A 12,754-nucleotide genomic window follows, 5' to 3' on the forward strand; every position below is an offset into this window, starting at 1 on the left:
CATATATGATTAAACATAACATGATCATTGCCCTAAAAACAATGAAAAGGGATCTCCATCCTCCCTATGAAACCTTACCTATTATACAATTAAATAAATTGTTTTTAAATAAAATTTAAGGAATGTCACAAAAAATAAACGTGAGCCAAAGGCTTCACGTTTATTTAGTTTACCCCGATATATTGATCTTCAACCGAGACTTTGCCAATTGCTTTATATTTTTCATAGCGCTGCTGAACTAATTCTTCTTCGCTCAGCTTCAGCAAAGTTTTTAACGATTGTTTAAGGGTTTCGTCCATATAGCTTGCCTGCAGCTTCACATCATGGTGCGCTCCGCCTTTTACTTCTTTAATCATATGATCTATAATACCTAATTCTTTTAAATCCGGCGCAGTGATTTTCATTGTTTCTGCTGCTTTTTTAGCAAGACTGGAGTCCTTCCATAAAAGTGCCGCGGCACCTTCCGGAGAAATAACAGAATAAGTAGAGTTTTCCAGCATATGCAAGTGATTGCCTACACCCAGACCAAGGGCTCCGCCGCTTCCGCCTTCACCGATGACGATGCAGATAACAGGCACTCGAAGGCCGGCCATCTCAAACAGGTTTTTGGCAATAGCTTCACTTTGTCCTCTTTCTTCAGCTGCTCGTCCAGGGTATGCCCCCTTCGTATCAATAAAACAGATAATTGGTCTGTTAAATTTGTCAGCCTGTTTCATCAGACGAAGCGCTTTTCTGTAGCCTTCAGGATGCGGCATCCCAAAATTGCGGACTAGGTTTTCCTTCGTGTCTTTGCCGCGCTGATGCCCGATTACCGTTACAGGGAGGCCGTGGAACTTCGCAATCCCGCCGACAATGGCTTCATCGTCCCCGTACGCTCTGTCTCCGTGACATTCAAAAAAGTCGGTAAACAGGTGTTCGATATAATCAAGAGTTGTCGGACGGTCCGCCAAACGCGCGATTTGAACCCGGTCCCATGGCTTCAAATTTTTATAAATATCATCCTGAAGCTTAGCGAGACGGTCTTCGAGCCGTTCGATTTCCGCACTTAGATCCATATCGGAATCTTGGGTGAATTTTTTTAGTTCGGCGATTTTGGTTTGCAGTTCAATCACCGGTTTTTCAAATTCTAATCTTGGAGCCACTCAATGTCACCTCCTGTTTGATGCATATCCAGCAGATTTTCTAACGTTTTTTTCATATCGTCGCGATGAATAACCGCATCAAGCTGTCCATGTTTTAATAAAAATTCAGCCGTTTGGAAGTCCTCAGGCAGTTTTTCTCCTATTGTCTGTTCAATAATCCGTCTTCCGGCAAAACCGATCAGCGCGCCAGGCTCAGCGAAATTGTAATCGCCAAGGGATGCAAAGCTTGCTGATACGCCCCCGGTAGTCGGATGCGTCATTACTGAAATAATAAGACCCTGTTCTTCACTGAACAGTTTTAACGCAGAGCTTGTCTTAGCCATCTGCATCAAACTTAATACGCCTTCCTGCATTCTAGCGCCGCCTGAAGCCGTAAAAATAATAAACGGAACTTTATCAGCTTTTGCTTTTTCAATCGCAAGCGTGATTTTTTCACCGACGACTGAACCCATGCTGCCCATTCTGAATGAAGAATCCATGACGGCGACAACAGCCGGGTGTCCGCCGATGGTGCCTTTGCCTGTCACAACAGCCTCGTTTAAGGATGTTTTCTCGCGATCTTTTTCAAGCTTTTCCAGATATCCCGGGAAACCAAGCGGATTTTCCGAGAGCATTCCCTGATTGAATTCCTCAAAGGATTGTTCATCCATCAAGCTTTCGATACGCTGTTTTGCGTTCATTGGGAAATGATAATCGCAGTTCATGCATACCCGCATATTTTTATCCAACTCTTTAGTGAGCATGATTTTTTTACACTTAGGACATTTTGTCATAATGCCTTCCGGAACATCGTGCTTCGCTTGTTCAGATGGTACGGAAGCATACTTTTTCTTTTTCGTGAATATATCCTTTAACAAATGATTACCTCCCTTTTGTGAAGGGTTCTCTTCACCGCATGTCATCAAACAGATAGACTTGCTAATAACTTTACCGAAACTATTGTACTTTTTTTGTCAAACGCTGTCATCCTCAATTCGACAACTTTTTATTCGATGACGTGCTCGGAAAGGCTTGTATGAAATCAGATAAGGTGTTGAAACGACAAGGTTGACAGCGCATTCAAATATAATGTTAAACCCGGCTGAAATTTTTTTAAGGCTAACCCCCTAAAAAAATTTCAGCCGTCAGTTTAACTTGAGAACAGCGCGCCGGTCTCCGCCAACGCGCTGCCATTTTTGGAATGAATTAAAATTATTCACCAATAATCGTAAGTTTTCTTGTTTTTTCTGCGACTTCCTCAGGGTCAACAGTGATTCTTGCGACACCTGTTTCCATCGCAGCTTTTGCCACAGCCTTCGCAACAGCAGGCGCAACACGTTTATCAAACGGTGCAGGGATGACATAATCTGCGCTAAGCTCATCTTCTGAAACCAGTGAAGCAATGGCTTCAACCGCTGCGATTTTCATTTCCTCGTTAATATGAGTGGCACGCACATCAAGTGCTCCGCGGAAAATACCAGGGAATGCAAGAACATTGTTTACTTGGTTCGGGAAGTCAGAACGGCCAGTTCCGATAACGCTTGCTCCGGCTTCACGCGCATCTTCCGGCATGATTTCCGGATTTGGATTTGCCATTGCAAAGATAATCGGATCTTTTGCCATGCTTTGAACCATCTCTTTTGTTAACGCGCCTGCTACAGAGACACCGATAAATACGTCAGCATCAACGATGACATCTTTCAGAGAACCGTCTTTGCGATCTTGGTTCGTGAACTTCGCCACTTCATTTTTGACATCGTTCATGCCGTTCGGGCGCCCTTCATAAATGGCCCCTTTGGAATCGCACATCACAATGTCGCGAACGCCATAATGATGAAGAAGCTTGATAATCGCAATGCCAGCCGCACCCGCGCCGTTTGCGACAACTTTAATGGATGACATGGATTTTCCAGACAGTTTCAGCGCGTTCACAAGACCTGCTACGGTTACAATGGCAGTACCGTGCTGATCATCATGGAAAACCGGGATGTTTGTTTCTTTTTTGAGGCGCTCTTCAATGATAAAGCAGTTTGGCGCTGCAATATCTTCAAGGTTGACGCCGCCAAATGTCGGTTCCAGCAATTTTACAGTTTCAACGATTTTATCAACATCGTTTGTGTTTAAAGCAATCGGGAACGCATCTACGCCCGCAAAGCTTTTGAAAAGAACTGCTTTCCCTTCCATAACAGGAAGCGCCGCTTCAGGGCCGATGTTTCCAAGGCCAAGTACAGCTGTACCGTCAGTTACAACTGCTACCATGTTCCCCTTCATTGTGTAATCATATACTTTGTTAATGTCTTCATGAATATCCTTACACGGTTCTGCAACACCCGGAGAATACGCGAGGCTTAAATCTTTCGCATTTCTGACCTCTACTTTTGATTTAGACTCCAGTTTCCCCTGGTTGACTTTATGCAGGTGTAATGCTTCTTCTCTTAATGACATTCTCCTAAACACTCCTTATGGATATTTTTTGATTCGTATACTGCTGCGTTGATTGCTGCATTCTGCGGAGTAAATCTATCTGAATATTTAAACAGGATCACATAATTGCTCCAATTGTATAACAAAAAGCGAATCGTTACCACTGTTTTAAAACGACGTTTTTTTGACCCAACAGCTCTTTTAAGCGATATAACACCTGGTGATCTGCATTGATATGGAACGACTCAGGTAGCTTAATCGTCTGTTTTTGCCTTTCATAATAGAGATAAACGCCTGTTTCCCCTTTATGCTCCAGCAAAATGCGCTTAATCTTTGCCAGGATCTCCTGGCTGTGCTGACTGCTTTCTATTTTTATATAAACCGATGGCGCTTTTTCTGCATCCATATTTTCTAATAATTCTGCCCGGGACATGATGAATTGGATCTTATCTTGTCTAACTTCACATTTCCCCGCAGTGAACAAAAGAGCGCCTTCTCTTAAAACGGGAGAAAGCTGTCTGAATTGTTCAGGGAAGACTACGGCTTCCATCTCGCCGGTTTCATCACTGAGCGTTAAAAACGCCATGTTTTGACCTGTTTTCGTCCGAATCGTTTTGATCTTCGACAGCAGAACGCCTAGTGAAAGCTGCCTTTTGACTGCCCGCTGAGCCTGCAGAATGGAGACTGCTCCTTGCGCAGTGAGCTGTTTTCGGAAGGCGGAGAGGGGATGATTTGAAAAATAAATGCCAAGCGTTTCCTTTTCAAACGCAAGTAAATCCACCAGAGGAAGCTCCTCCGTCTCCACATACTTCGGCTTAATTGAAAACGATTCATCTAAAAACAATCCCATTTGGTCATCGTCCGCGGCGAATAGCTCAGCATGTTCCAAAGCAACATCAATGGATGCGAGCAGCGTGGCCCGGCTTTGGCCGAATTCGTCCATCGCACCAGAAAAGATAAGTGCTTCAAGCACTTTGCGATTTACGCTTTTTGACGGCACGCGAAAGCAGAAATCGAAAAGATCTTCAAATGGTTTCTCTTTTCTTGCTTTATATATATCTTTGACTGCTGAGACGCCTACACTTTTTATTGCGCGGAGGCTGTATCTGACAGATCCGTTTTCAACTGTAAACGGAAAACTGCTTTTATTCACTGACGGAGGAAGGATACGAATCCCGCTCCCCTTTGCTTCGTAAAGATATTGAGAGATTTTATCCTCATTGCCAATGACGCTTGTCAGCAATCCGCACATAAAATATAACGGATAATGAGCTTTCAAATACGCAAGCTGGCACCCGATCATGCTGTATGCCACCGCATGGCTTCTGTTAAAGCCATAGTTTGCGAATTTGACGATTAAATCGTAGACCTCATTTGCAGTGTCTACAGAATACTCCTTTTTTAAGCACCCTTCAACAAAATGGCTTCGCTCTCTGTCCAGGATTTCTTTTTTCTTTTTGCTGACCGCCCTTCTCAATAGGTCCGCTTCGCCTAAAGAAAACCCCGCCATACGGGAAGCAATCATCATAATTTGTTCCTGATACACAATGACGCCATATGTATCTTCCAAAATGCTCCTTAAATCTTCATGAGGATAGTGAACAGGCGCCCGGCCGTGTTTACGGTCGATAAATAACGGAATATTTTCCATCGGACCCGGCCGGTACAGTGCATTGACCGCCACAATATCTTCTAGGCCCGAAGGTTTCAGCCGTTTCAAGACGCTTCTCATCCCTGCAGATTCAAGCTGGAAAATGCCTGTCGTATCCCCTTTTGACAGCAAGGAGAACGTTTTGTCATCGCTGTAGGAAATACTTGAAAGATCTATTTTAATATTTTCTTCTTTTTCAATCATTGAAGTGATGGATTCAATAAGTGTCAGATTCCTCAAACCTAAGAAATCCATTTTTAAAAGGCCCAAGTCTTCAAGATGGTCCATCGCGTATTGCGTTAAATAGATCCCTTCATGCCCTTCTTGAAGCGGAACAACATCTGTTAAGGGTTCTTCACTCAGGACAACGCCCGCTGCGTGGGTTGATGCATGCCTTGGCAGCCCTTCTATTTTCCGGGCAATTGAATAGACTTGCTGAAGCAGGCTTGACTCCCGAAGCCGCTTATCCAGCTGCGGTGACTGCTGTCTCGCTTCATCCAGCGTCATGCCCGGTCTTGAAGGAATGAGTTTTGCAAGCTGATCTGCCTCCTTCGGGCTGACGCCGAATACTCTGCCGACGTCCCGGAGCGCCGCCTTTGCCGCAAGTGTTCCAAAGGTGATAATCTGTGCGACGTGCATTGCACCGTATTTCTGCTGAACATATTGAATGACTTCATCCCTTCTAGTATCGGGAAAGTCAATATCAATATCCGGCATGCTGACGCGCTCGGGATTTAAAAATCTTTCAAACAGAAGGTGATGCTTAATCGGGTCAACATCTGTGATATACAGCACATATGCCACAAGAGAACCTGCCGCAGAACCTCTTCCCGGTCCTGTAACAATCCCTTTTTTATGGGCGTGCTTCATAAAATCCCACACGATCAGAAAGTAATCGCTGAACTTCATCCGCTTGATGACATCAAGCTCATATTGAAGACGGCGAAGGTATCGTTCATCAGGCTTGCCGAAACGGCTGCGGAGTCCCTCCATACAGATATCCGTTAAATAATCATCAGCGGACGTTCCGTCTGGGGTCGGAAAAGACGGTAGACGGGTCTGCCCGAGACTGACGTCAACCCGGCATTGTTCCGCGATCTCTACAGAAGCTTGCAGTGCCTCGGGATGCTCTCGATAAATGTTTTGCATTTCTTCGAGTGGTTTCAAATCGAGATCAGGCAAATCTTCAGCGGGTGCATCCGTCAGTTTTTCCCCCGCTTTAATCGCTTTCAAACAACGGTAGGCAGCCTTATCTTCCTTCCTTATGTAATGCACATCGCCTGTGGCCGTAACAGGGATATCCGTTTCTTCTGATAGCTTTAGAATCTGCTCAGACAAGACTTGATTCCCTTTAAAAGGCTGATAGGAGAAATAAAAAGCTCCCTTTCCGAATATAGACTGAAATTCCAGCGAGGCTTGAGCAGCCTGTTCGAACAGCCCTCCTTCAAGAAGTGTTTCAATATATCCTTTTTCGCCGGGCGTTATTGCGATAATCCCTTCTCGATAACTGTGAAGCCATTTCGGCTTCAGTCCGCCTTTTGATTTAGATTGCAGAACGCTGCTGATTTTCAGCAGGTTTTGATAGCCTGTATTTGATTTTGCCAGCAGGACGAGCGGGTATGCTTCAAGCTCGCTGTCATCTGTAAAAACAGAAGCCGTCAAACCGATTATTGGGTTGATCCCTCTCGCCTTGCAAGCTTTATAAAATTGAATAGCTCCGTACATGACATGATCATCTGTCAGCGCCAAAGACGCATATCCGAGCCTGTCAGCTTCACTGACGAGTTCTTCCACAGCCGCGGCGCTGTTTAGCAGGCTATACCCGCTATGCACTTGCAGGTGAACAAAAGACATGCTATCACCTCTTTCTCATTACGATTCATTTCTTCCCTCATTATAAGGCCGGTTTCCAAAAGAAACAAATGTTCTTTTTTGACTCATCATCATACTTGTCCTGAAAGCTCAATATGATATAAAAGGTGAGGTGATAAAGATGGATCAGGAAGCAGGATTTATGGTGAATTTTATCAATAGCTACTTCATTGCGTTAGGGGTGCTGATCGGAGGCGCACTCATTGGAGGGCTCGGAGCATACTTGGCAGGCGAACCCCCGCTTACAGCCATTACAAAGCTTGCCAACCGGTTAAAAATATGGGCGCTTGTCGCAGCTATCGGAGGCACCTTTGATGCGGTATACAGCTTTGAACGCGGCATACTCGAAGGCAATACGAGAGATATCTTTAAACAGCTTCTTTTAATTATTTCGGCCATGGGGGGCGCGCAAAGCGGCTGGCTTATTATATCATGGCTGACTCAGGAGCATCTTTCTTCATGAGGGTCCCCCAGCATTACAAAAAACCGGGATGGCAGCGTTTTTTCGCGGGAATGATGTGCGGAGCCGTAATTAGCTGGTTCTTTTTCCTGTTTACTTACGGAACATTCCAAGAGGAGCAGGTCAGCCTCATCGAAAAGCAAAAAGAGCATGTAAAAGACTTGAACAATCAAATTTCGATCTATCAAGAAGACCTCCATAAACTGAATGAAGATAATAAAAGAAAACTGCTGATTCAAAGCGTCAGCGTCAAATTGCTGAATGGGGATAAATATAAAATATCACAGCCGGATAAAACGAAATTCGAGGAGCATGTAAAGGATGATATTTCAGAGGTGATTACAAAAGACATAGAGAGCGTCTATCAAACAAAGGATCTCTTGAAGCGGACAATTGAAAATAAAGTCTATATGATCAATGAAAAAAAATACGAGGCAACCGTCAGAGAATTGATTATTTATACGAGGCTGACAGTGGAACTTGAAATATCTTTCGCCACATAATTATGGATTTTTTTTAAATTCTCCAAACTTCTGTCGCTTTTTCCCATTCTTTTTTATAAACTATATGTGAGGCTTAATGGCGAAAGGAAGGAGGAAGGGAAATGGAGGTTTACAGTGACCGTCAGTTAGCAAAAGATCAAGCAGCCCGTCTCAGACAAGGTTTTTCTGCATATGCCGAAACAAACTCACTCGCTTCCCTCATCAAAAAAGAACTTCAATCACACAATCTCCAAGTCTACGAGGACCTTACTGATTTCGGCTGCTGGTTCATCCCCGTCACAGATGAACACTAAGAGAGAGGGTCTCCCCTCTACTCGTGTTCTTTACATAATGTTTCCAGATCAGCTAAAATCCGATCAGCTTCATCCCAGCTGTAAATAGAGGCGCCTGAAGCTAACGGATGCCCTCCGCCGTTATATTTCCGGGCAAGTCCGTTAATGACAGGCCCCTTCGAACGGAATCTGACTCTGATTTGATCGTCTTCTTCTACGAAAAACACCCAGGCGCGAATACCTGAGATATTGCCAAGCGTCCCGACAAGCTGCGACGCTTCAGAAGCCGTTGTGCCGAATTTTTCAAGCGTATCCTTTTTGATGAAAACAGAAGCAGCCCCGTTTTCGGACAAAGACACATTTTGAAAGATAAAGCCGTTAAGCTTCACCACATTCAGTTTTGTTTCATACAATTGATTAAATAACTCTGAGGAAGAGAATGGATACTGAATGAGCTCGCCTGCATATTTTAATGTTTTTTCCGTGGTATTCGGAAATAAAAAGCGTCCGGTATCTCCAACAATGCCGGCGTAGATCAGCTCTGCCGCTTTCGTATTCAGCTTCCAGCCGTGCTCTTTTCCTTCTAAATACAGCTCGTAAATCATTTCACTTACTGAGCTGGCGCTTGTATCGACCCAGAGAAGGTCACCGTATGGATCTTCGTTCGGATGGTGGTCGATTTTCATTAGTTTGGCGCCTGAAGGATAACGCTGATCGTCGATTCTTTCTTGATTTGCCGTGTCACAGACAATGACAAGTGCGCCTTCATATGTTTCATTGTCCACCTCATCGAGGGAATATAAAAAAGAGAGGGACGGTTCAGGCGTGCCGACCGCAAAAATATTTTTTTCAGGATATGTTTCACGCAGGATTTCCGTAAGCCCGCACTGTGATCCGTAGGCATCCGGATCAGGACGCACATGTCTATGTAAGATAATCGTGTCATATAATGATATGGTTCTGATCAATTCTGTTTTCATTTGATACTCCTTTATTGTTTTTATTCATTAAATCACATTCTCTGCCGACGGAAAAGAAAAATAACGTCAAAACCAAGCCCGTTTTTGTATAAAATGGGTTTGTAAACTTTTACGATGGAGGATTTCATTTATGCTGGTTCTTGTTTTTTTGATTGGGCTTTCAGCCTGCTTTTATGTGTACTATAAAGTAAAAGGCGTACGGGCAAAGCCATCTTTGGCAAAAGAAATATGTTCAGCAAAATCAAGCATGGCCTTAGGGTCACTAGTCCTGTTCTACGGGCTTAACCAAATGATATTATTCCATTCAGTATTAACGTTAGTAATCGGCGGTATCTTTATCGTCATAGGAGCAGGAAGCGCTTGGGCAGGTTATAAAGCCTTTAGGCATTACAATCCCCTTCACGCCAAAGAAGCTGAAAGAGATCACGCGTAAGGGGCGCCTGAACGTCCCTTAGCTTCTTTCCATCAGCTGAACCATCAGCATCGCTTTAGACACGATATGACCTTGGCTGTGCACTTCCACTTCCATTTTCCCAAACTTTCTGCCGGCCTCCAAGATGCGAGGTTTGACTTCGATGACTGATTCCATCTGCACAGGCTTCAAAAAGAAGATGGTGATGCTCTCTATGACGAGTTCGCCGCGTTTTTTCGAGCGCAAAAATCGGTTTGCCGCTTGCGTCAAAATGGTCGTAAATACGCCATAAGAAATGGTTCCAAGCTGATTTGTCATTTGCGGCGTGACTTCATACTCGTAAACCGTTTGATCTTCTTTATCATCACCCTCATCTTTAAACCCCCTTGAAACGATATCATCAAGCTTCTCCCCGACCTGCGGCTGCTTTTGAATCATTTGAAGAGCTTTCAATACGTCTTGGCGGCTGATCATGCCGATGAGTTTTTGGTGGCCGTCAGTGACGGGAAGCACTTCGATCCCTTCCCATACCATCATTTGCGCAGCTGAAGCGACAGATGTTTTCCCAATAACCGTGACGGGATTTTTGGTCATGACTTTTTCTATAGATGCATTTCGGTCATGGCCAGCAATATCTTTTGATGTCAGAATGCCGTGGATTTTCATTTGATCGTCGACAACTGGGAATCGGCCGTGGCCGGTTTCAAAATTTTTCTCATACCATTTTTCAAGTTTATCCTTTGGCGAAAGATATACCGTGCGGTCAGCGGGTGTTAGGATGTCCTCCACTAAAACAATTTCTTTTTTGATCAGCTGGTCATAAATTGCCCGGTTAATCATCGCGGCAACTGTAAAGGTGTCATAGCTCGTGGATAAAATCGGCAGTTCAAGCTCATCTGCCAGCTGCACAATGCTGTCATCCGTGTTAAAGCCCCCGGTCACCAATACGGCCGCGCCCGCTTCAAGCGCCTGCCTGTGTGCATTGATTCTGTTTCCGACAATCAAAAGATTCCCCGCTGCGGTGTAACGCATCATCGCGTCAAGCTCCATCGCGCCGATGACGAATTTATTCAATGTCTTATGGAGCCCTGCCCTGCCTCCGAGCACTTGTCCGTCTATAACATTTACAACCTCTGCATAGGTAAGCTTTTCAATGTTCTCTTTTTTCTTTTGTTCAATTCTGATTGTGCCCACACGTTCAATCGTGCTGACAAACCCTTTATTCTCTGCTTCCTTGATCGCTCTGTACGCGGTTCCTTCGCTTACTTTCATTTCCTTTGCAATTCTTCGGACAGAAATTTTTTCACCGACAGGCAGTGAATCGATATACGTTAAAATTTGTTCATGCTTCGTTGCCAAGCCTTTCACCTCTAAGGACAGTCTTCTTGTTTTTATTATAAGGTTTCAAAGGATTTATACGCAATGAGGCTGGAAAATAAAAAACCATCTCCTAGAGATGGTTTCACGGTTTAAAGCTCGATCGTCTCACCGACCGACATGACTTTGCCGACTCCGCCCGGCAGGCTGTCAGCGAATGCTTCTGGGTCTTGTTCGATGACCGGGAATGTATTGTAATGCACCGGCACGACCTGTTTTGCGCGCAGCCATTCAGCGGCAAGCTTGGCGTCTTCAGGCCCCATCGTAAAGTTATCGCCAATCGGCAGGAAAGCAAGGTCGATATGATTCAATTCGCCAATGAGTTTCATATCAGAGAAAAGAGCCGTATCGCCCGCGTGGAAAATCGTTTTATCTTCTACAGTCAGCAAAATACCGGCAGGCATGCCTGTGTAAGTGATCGTTTTGTTTTCTTCATCTGTGATGGCTGATCCATGAAAGGCCTGTGTAAGCTTCACTTTTCCAAAATCGAACTGGCGGGAGCCGCCAATATGCATTGGATGAACATTCAAGCCTTTCCAGCCTAAGTACACAGCGAGCTCGTTCGGGGCTATAACCAACGCGTTATTTTGCTTGGCGATTTGTTCAGTATCACCGACATGGTCATTGTGGCCGTGCGTTAATAAGATGACATCCGCTTTTACATCCTCCGGCTTTATATCCGTTAATGAATTCCCTGTTAAAAACGGATCAAAAATAATATGATGGTCCTTCGTTTCCACTGTGATTACAGAATGTCCGTGATATGTCACTTTCATTTCTTTCACCTCGTCACATGATTTTGATTTTTTTATTTTCCCTTTTTAAAAAGCTGAAAAACTTATGTTGTTTGATTCTTGTTAATGACATTGAGGCCTCCGGTGGCTTCAATGACAGTCCCTGTCACAAGGTCTGAGTTCTCCTCACACAAGAAAGCGATAATCCGGGCGATATCCTCGCCTGTACCGGATCTTCCTATCGGCGTTTTTTCTTTGCCGATTCGCATTCTGGCTTCCTCTATCGATGCTTCTTTCATGTCGCCGACAATGTCTCCCGGGCAAACCATGTTGGCGGTTATGCCGAATTCGGCTTCTTCAATGGCAATTGTCTTCGTCAAAGAAGCCAAGCCCACTTTCGCAGCGCCAAATGCCGATCGGTGAAGCCAGCCGGGCGCGTGAGCCGCACCTTGGAATCCGTACGTAATGATGCGTCCAAATTGCTGTTTTCTCATAATAGGAATAACCGCTTTGAATAAATGAAAGACGGCGCTTAAATTTCCTTCCAGCATGCCATACCATTCATCATCAGTATAATCGGCTAACTTTTTACGTTCAAATATGTATGGTCCCGCGTTGTTAATCAAAAAGTCGATCCTTCCGAAGCGGTTTAAGGCAGCCTCTGCAATACGCAGCAGATCTTCTTTTTTGGTGACATCACCTTTTACAAATTGCAGCCGGTCAAGACAATCGGAACAGGCTTCCTTCAGGCGGCTGACTGCCTCCTCATCCTGTCTGTAATTGACTGTTACTGAATACCCCTTTGCAAGCAACGTTTCAGTCACTTTGCGGCCTAAACCCTTCGAACCGGCAGTAATTAAAGCATGTCGCACATGAATACCTCCCAAAGCAACGTCGCCGCTTTCAATAAAGTGTTTCTTCTTCTACTTTACTATAAAAGGCTTGCAA

12 protein-coding genes are annotated in these 12,754 nt (G+C 44.5%); 4 read left to right on the forward strand and 8 right to left on the reverse strand.

Features of this window, described 5'->3' with window-relative positions:
- Window positions 1-164: 164 nt before the first annotated feature.
- The 4 genes from accA to dnaE form a co-directional block, all read right to left on the reverse strand.
- Window positions 165-1,142, reverse strand: a complete 978-nt coding sequence (gene accA, locus NYE20_RS15955; protein WP_003229417.1) for an acetyl-CoA carboxylase carboxyl transferase subunit alpha — start codon at window positions 1,140-1,142, stop codon at window positions 165-167.
- The gene (accD, locus tag NYE20_RS15960) at window positions 1,127-1,999 is read right to left on the reverse strand and encodes an acetyl-CoA carboxylase, carboxyltransferase subunit beta (RefSeq protein ID WP_017695750.1); all 873 of its coding nucleotides are present in this window, start codon (window positions 1,997-1,999) and stop codon (window positions 1,127-1,129) included. Before accD ends, accA begins: the two co-directional genes overlap by 16 nt.
- Window positions 2,000-2,333: 334 nt before the next feature.
- Window positions 2,334-3,566 (reverse strand): NADP-dependent malic enzyme, encoded by a 1,233-nt coding sequence (gene maeB, locus NYE20_RS15965; protein ID WP_014664951.1) that lies wholly within the window; start codon window positions 3,564-3,566, stop codon window positions 2,334-2,336.
- Between the two features lie 136 nt (window positions 3,567-3,702).
- Entirely contained in the window at window positions 3,703-7,050 is a 3,348-nt protein-coding gene (dnaE, locus tag NYE20_RS15970; protein WP_103803827.1) for a DNA polymerase III subunit alpha, read from the reverse strand.
- A 139-nt stretch (window positions 7,051-7,189) separates the two neighbouring features.
- Here dnaE and ytrH point away from each other — a divergent pair, with 139 nt between their 5' ends.
- The 3 genes from ytrH (at window position 7,190) to NYE20_RS15985 (ending at window position 8,324) form a co-directional block, all read left to right on the forward strand.
- On the forward strand, window positions 7,190-7,531 hold the full coding sequence (gene ytrH, locus NYE20_RS15975; RefSeq protein ID WP_003229410.1) for a sporulation membrane protein YtrH: 342 nt from the start codon (window positions 7,190-7,192) through the stop codon (window positions 7,529-7,531).
- Entirely contained in the window at window positions 7,528-8,031 is a 504-nt protein-coding gene (ytrI, locus tag NYE20_RS15980; RefSeq protein WP_003229408.1) for a sporulation membrane protein YtrI, read from the forward strand. The genes ytrH and ytrI overlap by 4 nt, the downstream gene beginning before the upstream one ends.
- A gap of 101 nt (window positions 8,032-8,132) precedes the next feature.
- Window positions 8,133-8,324 carry a hypothetical protein gene (locus NYE20_RS15985; protein WP_003229407.1) on the forward strand — a complete coding sequence of 64 codons (192 nt, stop codon included), beginning with the start codon at window positions 8,133-8,135 and terminating at the stop codon, window positions 8,322-8,324.
- Window positions 8,325-8,341: 17 nt separating this feature from the next.
- On the opposite strand, the gene nrnA is transcribed toward NYE20_RS15985, so the two are convergent.
- Window positions 8,342-9,283, reverse strand: coding sequence for a bifunctional oligoribonuclease/PAP phosphatase NrnA (gene nrnA / locus NYE20_RS15990; protein ID WP_004398971.1), 942 nt, complete (start codon window positions 9,281-9,283; stop codon window positions 8,342-8,344).
- Between the two features lie 130 nt (window positions 9,284-9,413).
- On the opposite strand from nrnA, the gene NYE20_RS15995 reads away from it, so the two are divergent.
- A complete protein-coding gene (locus tag NYE20_RS15995; RefSeq protein ID WP_003229401.1) occupies window positions 9,414-9,716 on the forward strand; it encodes a YtpI family protein in 303 nt (100 codons plus the stop codon).
- 18 nt (window positions 9,717-9,734) lie between these two features.
- Here the strand turns inward: NYE20_RS15995 and NYE20_RS16000 are convergent, their stop codons facing one another.
- From NYE20_RS16000 to NYE20_RS16010, 3 genes are all read right to left on the reverse strand, one after another.
- Window positions 9,735-11,054 carry a CBS domain-containing protein gene (locus tag NYE20_RS16000; RefSeq protein WP_004398641.1) on the reverse strand — a complete coding sequence of 440 codons (1,320 nt, stop codon included), beginning with the start codon at window positions 11,052-11,054 and terminating at the stop codon, window positions 9,735-9,737.
- A gap of 110 nt (window positions 11,055-11,164) precedes the next feature.
- Window positions 11,165-11,848, reverse strand: a complete 684-nt coding sequence (locus NYE20_RS16005) for a metal-dependent hydrolase (RefSeq protein WP_003245964.1) — start codon at window positions 11,846-11,848, stop codon at window positions 11,165-11,167.
- Window positions 11,849-11,910: 62 nt separating this feature from the next.
- Window positions 11,911-12,678: an SDR family oxidoreductase gene (locus tag NYE20_RS16010; RefSeq protein WP_130572693.1), complete on the reverse strand. Its 768-nt coding sequence runs from the start codon at window positions 12,676-12,678 to the stop codon at window positions 11,911-11,913.
- Between the last annotated feature and the right edge of the window lie 76 nt (window positions 12,679-12,754).

Origin of the sequence: Bacillus sp. FSL R5-0416 (assembly GCF_037975425.1) — a bacterium.
GTDB classification, from domain to species: domain Bacteria; phylum Bacillota; class Bacilli; order Bacillales; family Bacillaceae; genus Bacillus; species Bacillus subtilis.

Coding starts and splice junctions, on each gene's coding strand:
- dnaE (WP_103803827.1), bottom strand. CDS start 7,050: ATGTCTTTTGTTCACCTGCAAGTGCATAGCGGGTATAGCCTGCTAAAC.
- NYE20_RS15995 (WP_003229401.1), top strand. CDS start 9,414: ATGCTGGTTCTTGTTTTTTTGATTGGGCTTTCAGCCTGCTTTTATGTG.
- NYE20_RS16005 (WP_003245964.1), bottom strand. CDS start 11,848: ATGAAAGTGACATATCACGGACATTCTGTAATCACAGTGGAAACGAAG.
- ytrH (WP_003229410.1), top strand. CDS start 7,190: ATGGATCAGGAAGCAGGATTTATGGTGAATTTTATCAATAGCTACTTC.
- NYE20_RS15985 (WP_003229407.1), top strand. CDS start 8,133: ATGGAGGTTTACAGTGACCGTCAGTTAGCAAAAGATCAAGCAGCCCGT.
- maeB (WP_014664951.1), bottom strand. CDS start 3,566: ATGTCATTAAGAGAAGAAGCATTACACCTGCATAAAGTCAACCAGGGG.
- ytrI (WP_003229408.1), top strand. CDS start 7,528: ATGAGGGTCCCCCAGCATTACAAAAAACCGGGATGGCAGCGTTTTTTC.
- nrnA (WP_004398971.1), bottom strand. CDS start 9,283: ATGAAAACAGAATTGATCAGAACCATATCATTATATGACACGATTATC.